Below are 18,396 nucleotides of genomic sequence, written 5' to 3' on the forward strand. Positions count from 1 at the left end.
GCCAACGCAGGCCACGGTGTTTAGGATAAGGGAAAGCAGGAGCGTGGCGCGACTAAGAAATACGAGGAAGCAGGGGGTTGCCGTTGCCGGTTAAATGCTGATTTTCCAGCCAACTAACTGCGTAGAAATACGGAGCCTGATTTCGGTGCTGCCCGTGCCAGGGGGCGGTGCGGCATAGCCGGTAGCTACCCCATAAAAACGTGAAAACCCCGGCTGCAAAGGGGGCCGGGGTTTTCGTACTCAAATGGGGGTAGGGTTATGCCCGCGGATTGGTGAGTACCGGGGTATCGTAGCCGGGGTTTTCCATGACAGCTGCAGCGTGGGTATCGTCGTCGTCGCGGACGCGCAGGGTGAGCAGGCCGGCCAGGACCATGCTGGCCCCGCCCAACACCAGCGTATTCAGGGTGTTGCCCTGGAACAAGTTCACCGTAAACCAGCCCAGAATGGTGGCCGCTACAATCTGCGGAATCACAATAAAGAAGTTGAACACGCCCATGTAGTAGCCCATGCGGTTAGCCGGCAAAGAGCCCGCCAGGATGGCGTACGGCATGGAGAGGATGCTGGCCCAGGCAATGCCCACCAGGCTCATCGACACGATGATGTAGTCGGGGTTGGTGATAAACTTCAAGGACACCAGACCCAGGCCGCCGAGCAGCAGGCAGAGCATGTGGGTGCGGCGGCGGCTGGTGCGGGCCGCAATCAGCGGAATGATAAAGGCGAAAACAGCCGCTACCCCGTTACGCACCGAAGAACACAGACTTAGCCAGTCGGCGCCGTCGTTGTACTGCTGCCGCACGCGCTTGGCCGTGGCTTTGTCCTGCTCCGTTAGCTGAGCTTTGTCCACGGCGTAGCTAGCCATATTCAGGCTAATCACTTTATCGGTTTTATCGGCTTGGAATTTATCGATTTCGGCTACGTCGCGCTTCAGTCCGTCCAGCTCCTTAGCATTGGCGTTAGCCGCCGGAGCGCCGGTTATCTGCGTCTTCAGTTTCTCATACAGCGGCGCGTCCACGCGCATGTTGTAGATGTTGCTGGTTACGGCGTTGGTGGCGTAAATCCACATCGAGAACAGCGCAAACCAAGTGAAGAACTGCACCACGGCCAGCTGACGCATGGCGGCCGGCATGTGGAAGATGCCGGCAAACGACTCGCGCAGGCCGTCCCACATACCTACCTTGGCGTTTTCGGCCCGGAACGCTTCCATGTCCTCAGGCGGCGTCTCGGTGCTGGTTACCACGGTGTAGATAACCGAGCTGAGAAAGGCTGCCGCCCCCACGTAGAAGGCCCATTTCACGGAGGGTGGAATCTCGCCGGCCGGGGCGGTATTGCTCATGCCCAGCCAGTTAGTAAATATCCAGGGCAGCAGGGCTGCTACCACCGAGCCTACCCCGATGAAAAAGCTCTGCATGGCAAAACCCGAAGTCCGTTGCTCCGAGGGCAGCTTGTCGCCCACGAAAGCGCGGAAGGGCTCCATGGAAATGTTTATGCTAGCATCCATAACCCAGAGCATACCGCCCGCCATCCATAAGGCCGAGGAGTTGGGCATCACCAGCAGGGCCAGCGAGGCCAGAATGGCTCCAATCAGGAAGAATGGCCGGCGCCGACCAAAGCGCGGGCTCCAGGTGCGGTCGGAGAGGTAGCCGATGATGGGCTGCACCAGCAGGCCAGTTACCGGGGCAGCAATCCACAGAATCGGAATGTCGTCCTTGTTGGCTCCCAGGGTTTCGAAGATGCGGCTGACGTTGGAGTTCTGCAGCTCGAAGCCAAATTGGATGCCCAGAAAGCCGAAGCTCATGTTCCAGATCTGCCAGAAGCTCAGGCGGGGTTTTTCGCGGGTGCTGGTGGGCGCAGCCGCTGCACTAATTGCCATGGGTTGGTGGGAAGTTAGGGGGTAGGAAGGTCGGGTGATGAGGTAAAAGGTGATGAAGTGAAGAGGTGATGGGGTGATGAGGTGAACTGTTTGTCATCCTGAGCCTAAGCGAAGGATGACAGTTACCTTATTCTCTCCTGTCACTTCTTACCTCATCTCCTCATCTCCTCCTCACTCTTTCGGCTTGATTTCGAAGATGTAGGCGCTTTGGGGAGCCAGCGTGAGGTTGAGGGTTTCTACGGCCGGGGCCTGGCTGAGCAGTTCGGTGTAGGTGTGGAACTGAGTGGGGTCCAAGCCCATCAGCTGCATCACTTCCTTCGGGATGCGGATGGTGGGGCGGTAGGTTTTATCGGGGCTGAAGTTGGCTACGATGAGCAGGCGCTGCTTGTCGGTGAAGCGCAGGTAGGTGTACAGCTGGCGCTGGTTGTACTGGCTGCCCAGGTTGTTGGCATCCTGTAGCTCATAGAAACGACCCCGGCGGATGGCCTCGTTCTGGCTGCTGAGGTTGAGTAGCCGGGAGTAAAATGCTTGCAACTGCTTCTGCTCCTCGCTGAGCTTGCCACCGTCGAACTTACCCCCATTCATCCACTTCTGGTGCTCCGGCACGCCCCAGTAATCGAAGATGGTCGTGCGGCCGTCCTCACCCGAGAAGCCCTCGGAGCCGTGGGCCGGCTCGCCTACGTCCTGCCCGAAGTACAACATTACGGGGCCGGTACCGAGGGTGGCAGAAACCGTCATGGCCGGAATGGCGGCGCGGGGGTTGCCGGCAAAGTCTTTGGAGGTAATGCGCTGCTCGTCATGGTTTTCCAGGAAGCGCAGCATGTGGCCCGAGAAGCCGCGGCTTTCCTCACTCCACACCTTGGTAATATCCTCGGTGGTACCCTCCCCGCGCATCAGGCGGCGCAGCCCGTCGTAGAGGCCTACCTTGTCGTAGAGGTAGTCGAAGTGGCCCTGCTCGATGTACATCTTGTAGGTTTTGGCGTCGTAGGCTTCGCCGATGAAGATGAGGTCGGGCTTTACCTTCTTGAGCTCCGGAATCACCCAGGCCCAGAACTCCACGGGCACCATTTCGGCCATGTCGCAGCGGAAGCCGTCCACGTCCTTCTTGGTCCAAAACACCAGAATGTCGCGCATTTTCAGCCAGGTATCCGGAATGGGCTCGAAGTGCTTGGCGCGCCCACTCTGGTAATCGACGCCGTAGTTGAGCTTGATGGTTTCAAACCAGTCGTCCACCTTGGGCGCTTCCGAAAACACGTCGTTGCCGGTGGCCTTGGCGGGCACTTCCTGAAACTTCTTGTCCTCGCGCGGGCCGGTTAGCGGCCCCAGCGGGTTGTAGCCCGCCGGCACCACAAACGACTTGCCGGGCAGGTAGTAGAAGTTGTTGTTGGGCGCGAAGGCCTTGGTTTTGTTGTCCTTCTCGCCCAGGTCCACTACCCCCGCCGGCCGCGCATCCGACTTGTAGGTGCGGGCTACGTGGTTGGGAATGAAGTCGATGATGACTTTGAGGTTGTTGTCGTGGGTGCGCTTTACCAGAGCCTCAAACTCCTGCATGCGGCTCTTCACGTTCACGGCCAGGTCGGGGTCCACGTCGTAGTAGTCCTTTACGGCGTAGGGCGAGCCAGCGCGGCCTTTTACTACATCGGCATCATCGAGGGCAATGCCGTGCTTGGTGTAGTCCGTCATGGTGGCGTGCTCCAGCACGCCGGTGTACCATACGTGCGAGGCCCCCATGCGGCGGATGGCCTGCAGGGCGGTGTTGCTGATGTCGTTGAACTTGCCTACCCCATTCTCCTGGAGCGTACCGTAGGGCTTGTTCAGGGCCGTTTTGTTACCGAATAGGCGGGTCATCATCTGGTAGATCACCAGCTTATGGTCCTGGGGCTGCTCGTCGGTGGTGTTGGGGTCCGAGGAAAAAGCGGTTTCGGCCACGGGCACGGAAGGTTGCGAAGTCAGAAGAGAAGAGGAAAACGAAGCCAGCCCCAGAGAGAGGGCCGCTGCGGGAAGTAGCAGGTACTTCATAGGTGTCAGTGGTCAGTTGCCGGTTATGAGTTGCCAGAGCCAGCCAGCCGGAATCGGTGAAAAATAAACAAAGCGTACTCGCCTACCCCCTCCAACCCGGCAAACCAACAATGCATAACGGGCAATGGAGCCCTTACCACTCCTGGGTAAGCGGGTGCAGCATCAGCTCATCTACTACCACGTGGGCGGGGGCTTCCAGCACGTAGCGCACGGCCTGGGCCACGTCGGAGGGTTTGAGGTGGGTTTTCTCGGCCTCCGTGCCACCCGGCTTCGATTCGTTGAAGTAGGTATCCACCATGCCGGGGTAAATGGTGCTGACTTTCACGCCGTAGGGCCGCACTTCCTTGCGCAGGGAGCCCAGCAGGGCATCCTGGGCGTACTTGCTGGCTCCGTACACGGTGCCGTGCTCAAAAGTGCGCTTGCTCACGTCGGAGGCAATGCCCACAATGTGGCCGTGGCCCTGGGCCTTCAGGTGGGGTACCATGGCCTTGCACAGCAGGAAGGTGCCCTTCACATTCACGTCGAAAATCCGGTCCCACTCGGCGGCCTCAAAGTTTTCGAGCAGGTTGAAGGAGCCTACCCCCGCATTGCACACCAGAATGTCGAGGCGGCCAAAGCGGCTGAGCGTTTCGGCCACGATGAACTCCGCGTCGGCTTCATCGGCTACGTCGGCGGGAATGGCGAGGCCCTGGGTTTTCAGGGTGAGCTCCTCTAGTTCTTCGGCGGTGCGGGCTACGGCTACCACTTTGGCGCCCTGCATAGCCAGTAATAAGGCAATGGCTTTCCCGATGCCGCGGCTGGCACCGGTTACAATGGCTACTTTATCGGTTAGGTCGGTCATGGTCGTTCTATCGGGTTTAGCCCGCAGAGGGCGCTGAGTTTTTCGCAGAAGGCGCAGTGTTCTTATAGCCCGTTCACTTTCCTGAAAATTCCGGACTTGATAGCAGGAACGTTGAAGTTAATCAATAAGCCAAGTTTGTGGCCTGAGAGTTTTAGGTAGGTAATGAGCTGCATATGATGTACTTCAAGCAAAACTTCTACGGATTTTAGCTCTACTACTACCTTGTTTTCCACCAACAGATCCATACGGAAGCCGTTTTCCAGTCGCAACCCATCGTACACAACCGGCAGGGCAACCTGAGATTTAACTTCCAGGCCACTCTTGCGCAGCTCGTGGCACATAGCGTCTCATACACCGATTCCAGCAGCCCCGGCCCCAATGCCGTGTGAATTGTAAACGCCGCCTTCCGAATCAAAAAGGAAATATCGTTCTCCTGCATTCTGCGTCCTCTGCGAAAAACTCAGCGCCCTCTGCGGGCTAAAACCGATAGAACGAAACCCTACTTTTTCAGCTCCACCACCCAGGCCGTACGCCCCGGAATCTTGAAGGATTTCAAATCCGATAGCGCGGCACCCGTGGTAACCTCGGTGCCGGAGCTAAACCCGGTAAACCGCTCCGCAAACCGGGCACCATCCACGGTCTTCTCTTCCTTGTTGCCGTTGAGCATCACCATCACCGTGCCTGCATCTGAGTACCGGAAGTAGGTGTACACTCCGTCCTGCGGAATGAACTGCATGAGCTTGCCAGTAGCCAGCACCGGGTTAGCCTTGCGGTACAGGGCCAGCTTGCTGAGGTAGTTGAACGCCTCGCCGGCCTGACCCGTACGGCCGGCCGCCGTGAAGTAGTTCTGCTTATCACCGGCAAAGCCGCCGGGGAAATCCTCGCGCACCTTACCGTCGGGGTTCGATAAGTTCTTCATCAATACCTCGGTGCCGTAGTAAAGCTGCGGAATGCCGCGCGAGGTGAGCAGCCAGGTAACGCCCAGCTTGTACTTGCCGAAGTCCTCCCCTATCACGGAGTAGAAGCGGCTCATGTCGTGGTTGTCGAGGAAGGTGACGTTGCGGGAAGCATCCTCGTACATCCAGTCGCCCTGCAGGGCTTCGTAGAGGCGGTTCATGTTGGGCTGGTCGCCGCGCAGGGCATCATGAAGGGCGCCCTGCGACTGGAAGTCGAACACCGATTCCAGGTTGGACTTAAACCCATCGACGGGCTGGAAGATGTTGCGGGCAAAGAAAGCCTGCTGAGCCGTGCTACCCACCCAAGCCTCGCCAAACAGAAACAGCCGCGGAAACTCTTCCTGCATGGCCTGGCCCCACTGCATCAGAAACTTGGGGTCGGAGTAAGGGTAGGTATCAATGCGGTAGGCATCGAGGCCGGTGTACTCAACCCACCACAGGAAGTTCTGAATCAGGTAGTTGGCTACCAGCGGGTTGCTCTGGTTCACGTCGGGCATGGTGGTGTCAAACCAGCCTTTGTTGTACAGCTTGCGGTCCAGCTCCGAGCCGTAGGGGTCGTTGAGGGCCGAGGAGTTGTAGTTGCTGCGCGTGAACTGCGGCCACTGGTTAAACCAGTCCTTGGCCGGCTGATCCAGGAACAGATAATTTTTGCTGCCCATGTGGTTGAGCACCACGTCGTGCACCACTTTCAGGCCGTTTTTATGCGCCTTTTCTACAAACTGCCGATATTCCTCTAGGGTGCCGTAGCGGCGGTCGGTGTTGTAGTAATCGGTGAGGGCGTAGCCGTGGTAGCTGGCCTTGGGCATGTCGTTTTCCGTGACGGGCGTCATCCACAGGGCTGTGGCTCCCAGGCTCTTGAAGTAGTCGAAGTGGTTTTCGATGCCCTTCAGGTCGCCGCCGTGGCGGGAGTACATCGAGTCGCGGGCCACCTGGGGGGCGCGCATGCCTTTGATATAGTCGTTTTTCGGGTCGCCGTTCGAGAAGCGGTCCGGCATCAGGAAGTAAATGAAATCCTGCTGGGTCAGGCCCTGCACCTTCTGCTGGTCGCCGGGGGTAGTGCGCTGGCGCAGCTCGTAGCTGTAGGTCGTTTTCTTGTCGCCCTTAAACTCCAGCTGCAGCTTGCCCGGCTTGGCTGTGGGTCTGATGGTGAGGTTGAGCAGCAGGTAGTTGGGGCTTTCCAGCTTCTGCACCCCGTCCAGGGTCACGCCCTCATAGGCCCGCAGGGTTGCGGTGCTGTTGGCAATGCCCGGGCCGTGCACCAGCAGCTGCAGCTTGGGGTTCTTCATGCCCACCCACCAGAAAGTAGGGTCGATGCGCTGAATACCGGCGGGCTTGGCGGCCGGAGCCGGGGTAGCAGCGGTAACAGCAGAAGCAGAAACGGCAGCGGCGGGCGAGGCGGTAGCTAACACGGCACCGGCCAACAGAGGCAGAAAACGGGCAGAAATCATACGCGAGTGGGATGAGAAAACAGAAGTGGCAAGGTACGCACCCCCACGCCTGAAACGCTACTGTTGAATGCGGCCTCAATGATGATGTATTGACCGATTTATAATTCGGTATTGACAGATTTACTTATCCGCCTGGTTTCAGCAGGCTAATAAGGTTGCAGTAACTACATTCCGGACGCTCCGCCTAAGCCTGGCCGCCAGGCGGGCCTCTCTTCTGGAAGCAAAGCAGGGAATGCCGGAAAAAACCTATTTGCCGGCGGCCCCGGCCCGCTCTGCCGCCGTCTGGCTGCCGCCCGCTTCTTACTAGTGGGCTCTGAGGTAGTTAGCTGCCCAGTCGCTTATTACGCTGAGTTAACCATTGGTTAAAGCCGCGCTAGCAATGGTAGCACTAGTCGGGCCGAGGTTCAGGCTTCGGTGAAGCGTATGATGATGCTGATTTGTCTTTTGCTGGTGTCAGGTTTGCATTTTAGGCTCCTGGCAGCCAGCGGCCTGGTAGAGTCTGCACTTTTCCGCTTTTTTTGAGTCTGAATTCGTAGGTGAATTCAATTAGCGAGCATACCGTCCGCACATTCATTTTGTCCTACCCCCTCTTATGGCTTTTGACCTTCAGATGTACACGCCCGCTCCGGAATTCAGCACCCCGGCGGCTTATTTTTCCATGGAATTTGCGCTCGACCAAGCGCTGAAAACATACTCCGGCGGCCTGGGCTTCCTAGCTGGCTCGCACATGCGCTCAGTTTATGAGCTGAAGCAGAACTTGGTGGGTATCAGTATTCTGTGGTCGTTTGGCTATTATGACCAGGGCCGCAACGAAGACCAGAGCATGCGCGCCGACTTCCGCCTGAAGCACTACAGCTTCCTGCAAGACACGGGCCTGGTGTTCCCCATCGAAATTCACAACGCCCAGGTGCTGGTGAAGGCCCTGTACCTGGCTCCCGACACGTTCGGGACGGCCCCCATGTTTTTCCTGACCACCGACATTCCGGAAAACGACTACCTCTCGCGCACCATCTCTCATCACCTGTATGATGCTGATACGGCGGCCCGCGTGGCCCAGAGCATTCTGCTAGGGGTAGGCGGCGGCAAGCTGCTGGATGTATTGGGCCGCCAGACCGACATCTACCACCTCAACGAAGGCCACGGCCTACCCCTGGCGTTCTACCTCTACGACAAGCACGGCCGCAACCTGGAGGAGGTAAAGAAGCGCCTAGTGTTCACGACCCATACGCCTGAGCTGGCCGGCAACGAAGAGCACCCCGTAAAGCTGCTGCACAAGATGTCGTTCTTCGGTAATGTGCCGCTGGAAGAGGTGCACCGCTTAGGCCTAGTGGAAAACGAGAGCCTGAACTACACACTCACGGCCCTGCGTTTTTCGCGCATCAGCAACGGCGTGTCCAAGGTGCACGGCGAGGTAGCCAACGACATGTGGGGGCACTACGCCGGCATCAGCCCCATTATTGCCATTACCAACTCCCAGAACGGCACCTACTGGCGCGACAAGCAACTGCATGCCGCCCTGGAAGCCGGCGACGACAAGGCCCTGAAGGCCCGGAAGCGGGAGCTGAAAAAGCAGCTCTTCGACATCGTGGCCGACCAGACCGGTACCCTCCTCGACCCCGAGGTCCTGACCGTGGTGTGGGCCCGCCGCTTTGCCGGCTACAAGCGCGCCGACCTGATTCTGCGCCACTTCGAGCGGTTCCTGGAAATCGTAAATAACTCGGAGCGCCCCGTGCAGGTGATTTGGGCGGGTAAGCCCTACCCCAAGGATTTCGGTGCTATTGGGCTGTTCAACAGCATCATCGAGAAAACCAAAAATCTGAAAAATTGCGCCGTACTAACGGGCTACGAGTTGGCGTTGTCGGCGGCCCTGAAGAAAGGCTCCGACATTTGGCTGAACACCCCGCGCTACCCCCGCGAGGCGTCCGGAACCTCGGGCATGACGGCCGCCATGAACGCCTCGGCCTCCCTGAGCATTGCCGATGGCTGGATTCCGGAGTTTGTGCGCCACGGCGAAAACGGCTTCATCATCGGGCACACCGACATTACCAAGCCCGACGAAGAAAAGGACGACATCGAGGCCACGAACGTGCTGGATGTGCTCGAAAACGAAATTGTTCCGCTCTATTACGGCCAGCCTGAGAAGTTCCTGGAGCTGGTAAAAACCGGCATGCGCGAAGTGGAGCCCGAGTTCGAGTCGCACCGCATGGCCACCGAGTACTACGAGCGGATGTACAAGGTGAAATAGGGTGATGAGGTGATGAGGTAAATGGTGACAGGTGAACGGTGTCATGGCGAGGCGGAGCCGACGCCATCCTTCCTGACTGAAGCCCCTACCCCCTGAAACGTGACAAATCCTTCTCGTGTGGTGCGGGAAGGGTTTGTTGTGTTTCAGGGGGTAGGGAATTTTAAGTCACCGTCCAGAGACGAAGAGGGTTTGTCACGTTTCAGGGGGTAGGGCGCTGGTCAGGACGAATGGCGTCGGCTCCGCCTCGCCATGACACGTCTCACCTGTCACCTGCCACTTGTCACCTCATCACCTCATCACTTCCTCACCTCATCACCTCATCACCTCATCACTTCAACACCCCCTGCAGCACCGCCCATACGTTGCTGGCCAGAATCTTCTGGCCCTCGGCGTTGGGGTGCACACCGTCGGGTAGGTTGAGGTGGCGCTGGCCGATGACACCCTGAAGCAGGAAAGGCACGAAGGCTACCTCGTTTTTTTCGGCGAGCTGGCGGAACAACGCCTTGAACTCCTGGGCATAGTGGCCCATGCGGCCCCCGCCCAGGGTGGCCAGGGGCCCCAGATCAAAAGGGAACTCCAGGCCCACCAGCACCACGCGCGCCTCGGGGTGGGCGCGGCGGACCTCGTCCAGAATAAACTGCAGGTTCTGGGTGGTTTCGCGGACCGGAATGCCACGCAGACCATCGTTAGCGCCTAGCTCCAGTACAAACACATCAATCTGCTCAAAACGGCCCAGCACCGAGCTGATGCGCTGACGACCCCCGGCCGTGGTTTCGCCGCTAACACCGTAGTTGTACGCTTTGTAAGGCAGAGCCAGGGCGTCGATTTTTTCTTGAATACGGGCCGGAAACGACTCGCTGGCGCGTAGCTGGTAGCCGGCCGTAAGCGAGTCGCCGAAGAACACTATAGACTGCATAGAGGGGCAGGAAGTAAGAAGGAAGTAGGTAGCTAACGAAGTTATCAGGGCTTGGTTTCTGGACAGAGAATGAGGTAGATAATAGTATAGTAATTCTATAATATATAATTTTTTGTTGCCGCCTTACTCCTTACCTTTGATAGAGCTGCGGTAGGCAGACTTGCTCCGTTACCCTTCTTTTCCACACCTATTTTCTTGCATGAAAACACCGCTACGCTATGCTTTGCTGGCTGGGCTCATTACTATGGCCGGCACCGTCCGGGCCCAAACCGGCAGCGTAGGAATCGGCGTTGCCGTTCCCAATGCCTCCGCTGCGCTCGACATCAGCAGCACCAGCAAAGGCCTGCTACCCCCGCGCCTGACGCTGGCCCAGCGCGACGCCATTGTAACCCCCGCCGAGGGCCTGATTGTGTATCAGACCGACAACACACCTGGCATTTACCAGCGTACGGCCACCAGCTGGGTGCGCATGGTGGCCGATAACCTCGGCGACCATACGGCCACCCAAAACCTGAACCTGAACGGCAAGCTTCTCACCGGCTCAGCCTCCGCTACCTCCGGGCTGGGCGTAGATGCCTCCGGCAACGTGAATGTGGCTACCGCCGCCCGCACAGGCACGCATTCCAGCGCCCGGCCCCTGTACGTAACCGGGCCACTTACCACAACCAGCGGCGCCGAGTTCCGGACTTCGGATGCTTCGCTGGGGGTAGGCATTGGGTCTAACTCGGTGTACGCGGCCGGCTCCGGTGCCAACCAGGATCTGATTTTGCAGCCCAAGGGCACAGGAGCCGTGAGTGTGGGCAGCGCCCCCACGGCCACTTCGGCCTTGCTGGAAATAAACAGCACCAGCAAAGGCCTGCTGCCGCCGCGCATGAGCCAGGACCAGCGCAACAGCATCAGCAGCCCGGCCGTGGGTCTGCTCATTATCCAGACGGACAATACGCCGGGCCTGTACCAATACACCACCTCGGGCTGGGCTACGGTAGGCGCCGGCAACTACACCGCCGAAAGCAACTCTGTGGCGGCGGCTCCTACCACTGCCGTAACCGTGAACCCGGGGGTAACCAACATCGTGTACACCAATAATAACAGCGCCACCATTGGTGCCGTAACGCTGGGGACGGGCACGGAGGGCCAGCGCCTGGTTATCGTCAACAGCGACAATGAGTACCTGCCAATAACCTCGGGCAGCGGCACGGGCAATATTCTGCCGAAGTATGCGGCCCGCTACATCTATACCAACGGGGCCTGGCGCCGCGAGTCGTAAGCGGCTGTTTCCTTCGTTGTTCTCCTTCGGGTTCCGCTAGTTTTATGGCTGACTTCACTTCTTCCGCGTCCGGCCAGGCCGGTACGCGCCGCTCGCTTTTTCAACGCTTTCAAAGCTGGCTGCGGCCCGCTACCTCAAACCCACCCCAGGCGCTGGTGTCCATGCGCACCAGCGCTAGTGCGCCCTACATAGGCGAAATAGCCATTTTCGCTGGCAATTTCGCTCCGGCTGGTTGGGAGTTTTGTGATGGCCGGCAGATGCCCATCTCTGAAAATGAGTCCTTATATCAGCTGATTGGTACTACCTACGGCGGCGACGGGCAGAAAACCTTCTGCTTACCCAACCTGCAGGGGCGGGTACCGCTACATCAGGGCCTAGGTCCGGGCCTGAGTACAGGCTACACGATGGGAGAAATGGTGGGAGTAGAAACCGTGACGCTCACGACCCTGCAGATTCCAGTGCATAGCCATACGCCGGGGGCCAGCACGGCTCCCGGCACCACGGCCTCGCCGGTGGGCGCCGTGCCTGCCAACAGCGGTACGGGCTCGGCTCAGTACACGCAGGCCACCACCAACCTGGTCGTGCAACCCACCCAGACCCTGGGGGTAGTGGGTGGCAGCCAGCCCCACGAGAATATGCAGCCTTACCTGGCCGTCAACTACATCATTTCGCTGTACGGGGTTTTTCCTTCCCAGACCTAAGCCTTCCACACCATGTCTGTATTACCTACTATACCAGCCGGCGGCTCTTCCCGGCGGAGCTGGCTTAAAAAGCTGGGCGGGGTGCTGGGCGGCAGCTTGCTGCTAGGCAAAAGCCAGGCGGCGGCCGGCGCCCAGCGTGTCGCTTCCGTTCAGGGCACCGAGCCCTTTCTGTCGGAGATTATGCTGGTTTCCTTCAACTTCGCCCCTAAAGGCTGGGCCCTGTGCCATGGTCAGCTGCTACCCATTAACCAAAATCAGGCCCTGTTTGCCCTGTTGGGTACTACCTACGGCGGGAACGGACAAACCAACTTTGCCCTTCCCGACCTGCGGGGTCGGGTTATTGTCAGCGCTGGAGAAGGTCTGACGCTGGGTCAGAGAGGCGGCGAGCAGGCGCATACGCTCCTGGCCACGGAGATTCCGGCCCACATACACGCCATGAAAGCCAGCCCCGCCACCGGCACTACGCCGCTTTCGGGTGCCTCGGGCCCCACTGTACATCATTACTTGGCCGATAACGGCGGTGGGGCTCCCCAGTTTGGCTACGATGTTAACACGGCGCTGGCCAGCTCCTCGGTGGCAACTCCTCCCGTCAACGTTTCGAGTATGGCAGGGGGTAGCCAGGCGCATACCAACATGCAGCCCAGCATATGCCTCAACTACATCATCAGCCTTCAGGGCATTTTCCCCAGTCCTAACTAGTCATGCCATCCTCACCTACGCCTTATTCTACCACCCAGCCTACCCGCCGGAGCTGGCTTAAGCGCCTGTCCGGAGTAGTGGCCGGCAGCTTCCTGGCTGGGCCCCTGCAGGCGCTGCTGGGTAAGGCCACGCCGGCGGCGGCCGGCACGCTCTCCGGGGGCAGTGGAGTGTTTTTGGGGGAGATAATTGCGGTGCCCTTCAACTTCGTACCCGTCGGCTATGCCCGCTGCGACGGCCAGCTGCTGCCGCTTTCGCAGAATACGGCCTTGTTTGCCTTGCTGGGCACAACCTATGGCGGCAATGGCAAAACCAACTTTGCGCTGCCTGACCTGAACGGGCGGGTTGCCGTTGGGGCCGGCCAGGGGGCTGGCCTCAGCAACTACGACCTGGGTCATATGGGTGGCGAGAGCGCCGTGGCCCTGCAAGTCCAGGAAGTGCCGGCGCACACGCATACCCTGGCCCTAACCTACAGCACGGAGCTGGGCACCACGGGCTCCCCCGAAAACGCCTACCTGGCCAGCAACGGCTCCGGCGAGCCCCAGTACAACGCCTCCGGCACAGGCTTCACGGCCAACGGAGCGGTTGGGGCCGCCGCCGGGCACAACAATATGCAGCCCTACCTTACCCTTCATTACCTGATTGCCATGCAGGGAATTTTTCCACCGCGCCAGTAGCAGCTTCCGGCTTTTTCTATGAAACACTTTCTACCCATTGGAGGGCTTTTACTACTGTTTGCCTTACCTGGTGCCAGCCAGGGCCTGACTAACCAGGGCGCCGTTATTGCCATTCAGGCTGGGGCGCAGGTGGCAGTAGTCGGCGACGTAAGCATCAGTGGCAGTGGCACCATCAACAACGCGGGCACGCTAAGCCTAACCGGTAACTGGGAAAACAATGCCGCCAGGCCGGCGCTTTCCGCCGCTACTGGTACGGTACAGCTTGTGGGCACGGCGGACCAGCAGATAGGAGGCAGTAGCCCTACCCTGTTTCACGACCTGAACGTGAGCGGCGCAGCCGGTCCGGTAAAGCTAACCTCCGATATGTCGGTGGGTAGCAGCGGGGGCGTGCTTACCCTCGGCGCCACGCAGTTGCAGCTGAACTCGCGCACGCTCACGCTCGATAACGGCGCCGCATCGGCCCTGAGCCGCACAACTGGCGCCTTGGTGGCTGAAACCAACGGCACCACTGGCTACGGCCGGCTGGTTTGGGTTATCGGCTCGAATACCGGCACGTACTACGCGCCCATGAGCAGCGGCACCACGAGCCTGCCGATGAGTGCAACCATTACGGCCGCCGGTAGCGGCAGTGGCAGCCTCACATTCACTACCTATCCCGCGGCCGGCAATCTGCCCCTGCCAATGGGGGTTACTTCGCTGCAGGGCAATGCCGCCTACGCCCTCGACCGGTACTGGATAGTGCAGCCCGCCAACTACACCGTGGCCCCCACCGCCACCCTCACCTTCGGGTACCAGGAGGCGGAGTGGAGTGCGCTGCCCAACACTATTATGGAAAGCCGCCTGCGCCTGCAGCGCTGGAGCGGTGCAGGCTGGGAGGGCTCCCAGGGGAGCGTAAATACCCTGGATAATACCCTGACCACGGAAGCGCGAAACACCTACGGAATCTTCGCGGCGGCCGATATTATCCGCCCCTTGCCGGTGCAGCTTAACCTGTTTGCCGCCGTGGCCCAGGGCCGCAATGCCGTGCTTACCTGGGCCACGGCCCAGGAACTGAACAACAAAGGATTTGAGGTAGAAGTAAGCACCGATGGCCGCAGCTTTCAGCGCGTAGGCTTTGTGGCGGGCCACGGTACCACGGCCACCGCCCAGCAGTACCGCTACACCGATGCAGGAGCTGCTGCCCGTGGCCACCAGCAGTATTACCGCCTGCGCCAGCTTGACCTCGATGGCACGGCCAGCTATTCGCCCGTGAAGCCCGTTGTTTTTGATGCCGCGCCGGCTGTTGCTACCCTCTCGGCCCACCCAAACCCCGCGCACGACGCCTACACTATCGTCCTGACGGCTGCTCATGCCCAGACCGCACAACTGGCTATATATGATGCAGTTGGCCGGCAGGTAGGTCAGCTTTTCGTGCCACTGCAGGTAGGAGAAAACCGCCTGCCCGCCGCCTTCACGGCTACCCAGCCCACGGGGGTATATATGCTGGCTGCTACGGTAGATGGGCAGGTGCTCCGGACCCGGTTGGTACGCGAATAGCCCCGGTAAGAGCAAAGAGTAAACTTTTTTGTCGTTTTCGGGCTTTACCTTTGTCGGCAGATAAGAATAATTCTTATCTGCCGATTGCGTTTTATCAACCAACTTCAACAGATAATGCCCGTAACGAAAGCCACCGACGCTGATTTCCAACAACTACTGCAGGACAACGAGAAAGTAGTAGTGAAATACTACGCCGACTGGTGCGGTAACTGCCGCCTGTTTTCGCCCAAGTTCAAGCGCCTCGCTGAGGCCCACGAGGGCATTGCCTTTCTGGATGTAAACGCCGAGACCAGCCCCGAAGCCCGCAAGCTGGCCAGCGTAACCAACCTGCCCTTCTTTGCCGTGTTCCGCAATGGCGAGCTGGTAGAAACCGTGGCCGCCAGCAAGGAAGAGGCCGTGGCCAGCCTGATTTCCCGCCTCAACTAAGTCGCTCCGCCCATGAAAATGCCCGTTATCAAGCGCCTGGTGGAAACCCAGACGCTGGAAAGCCTGGTAGCTGCCGAAGAGGCCCTGCTGGAAGAGCAGACGCCGGCTTTCGAGGTGGAAGGTGAGGATGAGGGCGAGCAGCTAACCCATGTGTTTGCCGCCATTTTCATCCTCAACCACATGAAAGACCACGGCTCCGATTTCAAGACGGCTCTGCGCGAATACACCGCCAAGGTGCGCGTGTCCATCAGCTAAAGTCTCCGGCTGGCCCGGCCCCGGCGGGGCCTCCCAGAGTAGAAACAGCAAGCCCCTACCTTCCGCCGGAAGGTAGGGGCTTGTCGCGTAGCAGAGGGTAGGCGGGCAGGTGCTTAGAGCATCATCCCGAGGCCGAAAAAGAACAGCAGCTGCAGCAGGTACACGAATGGTACCAGGGGGTTACGCTTGATAAACTCTACCCGATTGAAGTACACCTGTAAGATCAGGCTGACCAGAAACCAGCCCTTGAAGTTAAGCAGTGGAATGACATCATACTGCCAGCTCCAGAAGTCGTAGCGCACGGCCACCGGCTCCAGGCACACATCCAGGCCCACGAGCAGCCCGGCTCCCACCACGGCCCGCAGAAAGCCGGGCAGGGGCAGGTAGCGCGCCAGGATGCCGGCCGAGTAGCTAAGCATAAGCCAGTTGACGCCAATCATGAGGGGCGTGTCCAGCCACTTGGTACCCAGGGCCCCACCGTAAGTATAGCGCCCGAACAGCAGGCCCGTGCGCACGCCCACCACCTCCACGAAAAAGCCCACCATCATGGTTACAATGCAGAAGCTCCAGAAAGCCGGGGTGCGGCGGGGCTGAAAAGCCAGCAGCAATACCAGGGTCAGGAGCAGATTCAGGGGTACGAACTGCAGGTAGAAGCTGGGGTCGTCGGAAAAGCCCAGGCCCAGAAAGCCGGTTACGTGAAACAGCAGCAACACGCCCTGGGCCCAGCGCAAACGGCGCCGGTACGCCTCGGTGCTGACAAGGGGAGCCGTAGGAAGTTGTTGCGTGGTATCGGTCATAAGCAGAGGGGTAGGCCGCGGGCCGGTCGGGGACAAAAAAGGGCGCCGACCAGGGGCAGCTAGTTATCAATCAGGTCGGAAACAATACGGGCCGAAAGCAGGCACAGCGGAATACCGCCGCCCGGATGCACCGAGCCGCCGCAAAAGTACAGGCCTTCCAGCTTCCGGGAGAAGTTGGGGTGGCGCAGGAAAGCGGCCAGCGTGTTGTTGCTGGAGCTGCCATATAAGGCCCCCCCGAACGAGGACGTACGCGCCTCAATGCCAGGCGGGTCCCAGACGTGCTCGGCCCGGATGAGGGGCGCTACCTCGGTGCCCAGGGCCTGGCTCACGCGCCGCAGCACGGCCTGCCGGGTGCGCTCCACCAGGGCGGGCCAGTCCTGGCCCTGGTCGTGGGGTACGTTCACCATCACAAACCAGTTTTCGTGGCCGGGGGGCGCGTCGGTGGGCGTGTGGCCCGAGGTGATGTTGACGTACACCGTGGGGTCGTCGGCAATAGTCTGCTCCCGGAAAATGGCGTCGAACTCGCGCCTGTAATCCTTAGAAAAGAAGATGTTGTGCACGCCCAGCTCGGGAAAGCGCCGCCCGATGCCCCAGTAAAAAATAAGCGCCGAAGACGAGCGGGGCTGCTGAAGGGTGCGCTCCGGGGCGGGCTGCCCGGGTAGCAGGCGGCGGTAGGTGGGCACCACATCCATGTTGCTTACTACCTGGCTGAAATCGTACACTTCCCGGGGCGTCCGCAGGCCGGTTACCCGCCCGTCGGCCGTCAGGATTTCCAGTACCGGCTCCTGGTAGCGAAACGTTACGCCCAGCTCCTCGGCCAGCCGCACCAGGCTTTGCGCTATGGCATAGATGCCGCCCTCGGGGTAGTATGCGCCCAGCCCATGCTCCAGGTGCGGAATCAGGGAGAGGGTGGCAGGGGCCTGGTAGGGGTCGGAGCCGTTGTAGGTGGCAAACCGGTCGAAGAGCTGCACTAGGCGCGCATCCCCGAACGCGGTGGCGTGGCGCTGGTGCATGGTGCTGGTGAGGCCTAGCTGAGGCAGGGCTGCCAGGGCCTTCAGCACGTCGGGGCTGAGGTAGGTACCGGCCTTGTGCAAGGATTTTTGCAGGAAAGTAGCGGCCGTACCCTCGTAGGCGCGGCGGCTGCTGTTTAAAAACCGCAGCACCTCCCGGGCCGGTACGCCCAGCTTTTCTTCTATCTCCTGGGCAAACCGGGGTTCATCGGCCCAGGCCGTCAGGCGGGTGCCGTCGGCAAAGAAATACTGAGTAATCGGGTCGAGGCGCTGGTAGCGGAAGTAGTCCTGGGGGCGGCGGCCGGCCAGCGCGAACAGCTCATCTACCAGGTGAGGCAGAGTAAACAGCGAGGGGCCACCATCGAAGCGGTAGCCGCCAGGCAGCTCCAGCTGGTGCATCTTGCCCCCAAACGACTCCTGCGCCTCAAATACCGTTACGCGGTGCCCGCGTACGGCCAGGCGCACGGCAGTAGCAATGCCCCCAATGCCGGCCCCAATAACGGCTACGGGTTGGGCAGGAGCAACAAGGTGGGAAGGCGGCACAGCTAGGAAAGCGGAAAGAAAGCGCCGAAGCGCGAAAAACAATGAAAACAGACCTTGTGTAGAAAGGCGCGCCCGCCCGAGCCGGCCCGCGTTTCTACACAAGGTACAGCACGGAAATGTTTATCGGGCCCCAAACTGCTAACAACCCGGCTACCTCCAGGAATATTTCCCGGACTAGCCGGTTTTTTGGTTG

15 protein-coding genes and 1 pseudogene are annotated in these 18,396 nt (G+C 59.8%); 8 read left to right on the forward strand and 8 right to left on the reverse strand.

Annotated elements, in window-relative coordinates:
- Nucleotides 1–256 precede the first annotated feature (256 nt).
- From FGZ14_RS22090 to FGZ14_RS15345, 5 genes and pseudogenes are all read right to left on the reverse strand, one after another.
- The gene (locus tag FGZ14_RS22090; protein WP_139925088.1) at nucleotides 257–1,870 is read right to left on the reverse strand and encodes an MFS transporter; all 1,614 of its coding nucleotides are present in this window, start codon (nucleotides 1,868–1,870) and stop codon (nucleotides 257–259) included.
- A gap of 171 nt (nucleotides 1,871–2,041) precedes the next feature.
- Entirely contained in the window at nucleotides 2,042–3,889 is a 1,848-nt protein-coding gene (locus tag FGZ14_RS15330; RefSeq protein WP_139925089.1) for an alpha-amylase family glycosyl hydrolase, read from the reverse strand.
- A 133-nt stretch (nucleotides 3,890–4,022) separates the two neighbouring features.
- Nucleotides 4,023–4,730 carry an SDR family oxidoreductase gene (locus FGZ14_RS15335; RefSeq protein WP_139925090.1) on the reverse strand — a complete coding sequence of 236 codons (708 nt, stop codon included), beginning with the start codon at nucleotides 4,728–4,730 and terminating at the stop codon, nucleotides 4,023–4,025.
- 62 nt (nucleotides 4,731–4,792) lie between these two features.
- Nucleotides 4,793–5,169 (reverse strand): annotated as a pseudogene (locus FGZ14_RS15340) (GxxExxY protein).
- A 60-nt stretch (nucleotides 5,170–5,229) separates the two neighbouring features.
- Nucleotides 5,230–7,134, reverse strand: a complete 1,905-nt coding sequence (locus tag FGZ14_RS15345; protein WP_139925091.1) for a glycoside hydrolase family 13 protein — start codon at nucleotides 7,132–7,134, stop codon at nucleotides 5,230–5,232.
- 592 nt (nucleotides 7,135–7,726) lie between these two features.
- Here FGZ14_RS15345 and glgP point away from each other — a divergent pair.
- Nucleotides 7,727–9,379, forward strand: a complete 1,653-nt coding sequence (glgP, locus tag FGZ14_RS15350) for an alpha-glucan family phosphorylase (protein ID WP_139925092.1) — start codon at nucleotides 7,727–7,729, stop codon at nucleotides 9,377–9,379.
- Nucleotides 9,380–9,707: 328 nt separating this feature from the next.
- On the opposite strand, the gene FGZ14_RS15355 is transcribed toward glgP, so the two are convergent.
- Complete coding sequence (locus FGZ14_RS15355; protein WP_139925093.1) at nucleotides 9,708–10,295, reverse strand: arylesterase; 588 nt, start codon at nucleotides 10,293–10,295, stop codon at nucleotides 9,708–9,710.
- A gap of 199 nt (nucleotides 10,296–10,494) precedes the next feature.
- Here FGZ14_RS15355 and FGZ14_RS15360 point away from each other — a divergent pair, with 199 nt between their 5' ends.
- The 7 genes from FGZ14_RS15360 to FGZ14_RS15390 all read left to right on the forward strand — a co-directional run bounded on the left by FGZ14_RS15360 (nucleotide 10,495) and on the right by FGZ14_RS15390 (nucleotide 15,853).
- On the forward strand, nucleotides 10,495–11,562 hold the full coding sequence (locus FGZ14_RS15360) for a hypothetical protein (RefSeq protein WP_139925094.1): 1,068 nt from the start codon (nucleotides 10,495–10,497) through the stop codon (nucleotides 11,560–11,562).
- A 44-nt stretch (nucleotides 11,563–11,606) separates the two neighbouring features.
- A complete protein-coding gene (locus tag FGZ14_RS15365) occupies nucleotides 11,607–12,263 on the forward strand; it encodes a phage tail protein (protein ID WP_257883245.1) in 657 nt (218 codons plus the stop codon).
- Between the two features lie 12 nt (nucleotides 12,264–12,275).
- Nucleotides 12,276–12,962, forward strand: a complete 687-nt coding sequence (locus FGZ14_RS15370; protein WP_308217152.1) for a tail fiber protein — start codon at nucleotides 12,276–12,278, stop codon at nucleotides 12,960–12,962.
- Between the two features lie 2 nt (nucleotides 12,963–12,964).
- Nucleotides 12,965–13,636 carry a phage tail protein gene (locus tag FGZ14_RS15375; protein ID WP_139925095.1) on the forward strand — a complete coding sequence of 224 codons (672 nt, stop codon included), beginning with the start codon at nucleotides 12,965–12,967 and terminating at the stop codon, nucleotides 13,634–13,636.
- An 18-nt stretch (nucleotides 13,637–13,654) separates the two neighbouring features.
- Nucleotides 13,655–15,172 carry a T9SS type A sorting domain-containing protein gene (locus tag FGZ14_RS15380; RefSeq protein ID WP_139925096.1) on the forward strand — a complete coding sequence of 506 codons (1,518 nt, stop codon included), beginning with the start codon at nucleotides 13,655–13,657 and terminating at the stop codon, nucleotides 15,170–15,172.
- Between the two features lie 114 nt (nucleotides 15,173–15,286).
- On the forward strand, nucleotides 15,287–15,598 hold the full coding sequence (locus FGZ14_RS15385; protein WP_139925097.1) for a thioredoxin family protein: 312 nt from the start codon (nucleotides 15,287–15,289) through the stop codon (nucleotides 15,596–15,598).
- A gap of 12 nt (nucleotides 15,599–15,610) precedes the next feature.
- On the forward strand, nucleotides 15,611–15,853 hold the full coding sequence (locus FGZ14_RS15390) for a hypothetical protein (protein WP_139925098.1): 243 nt from the start codon (nucleotides 15,611–15,613) through the stop codon (nucleotides 15,851–15,853).
- Between the two features lie 113 nt (nucleotides 15,854–15,966).
- Here the strand turns inward: FGZ14_RS15390 and FGZ14_RS15395 are convergent, their stop codons facing one another.
- Complete coding sequence (locus FGZ14_RS15395) at nucleotides 15,967–16,650, reverse strand: carotenoid biosynthesis protein (protein WP_139925099.1); 684 nt, start codon at nucleotides 16,648–16,650, stop codon at nucleotides 15,967–15,969.
- Nucleotides 16,651–16,709: 59 nt separating this feature from the next.
- A complete protein-coding gene (gene crtD, locus FGZ14_RS15400; protein ID WP_139925100.1) occupies nucleotides 16,710–18,203 on the reverse strand; it encodes a 1-hydroxycarotenoid 3,4-desaturase CrtD in 1,494 nt (497 codons plus the stop codon).
- Nucleotides 18,204–18,396 lie beyond the last annotated feature (193 nt).

The sequence above is a fragment of the Hymenobacter sp. DG01 genome, assembly GCF_006352025.1.
Taxonomy (GTDB): Bacteria; Bacteroidota; Bacteroidia; order Cytophagales; family Hymenobacteraceae; genus Hymenobacter.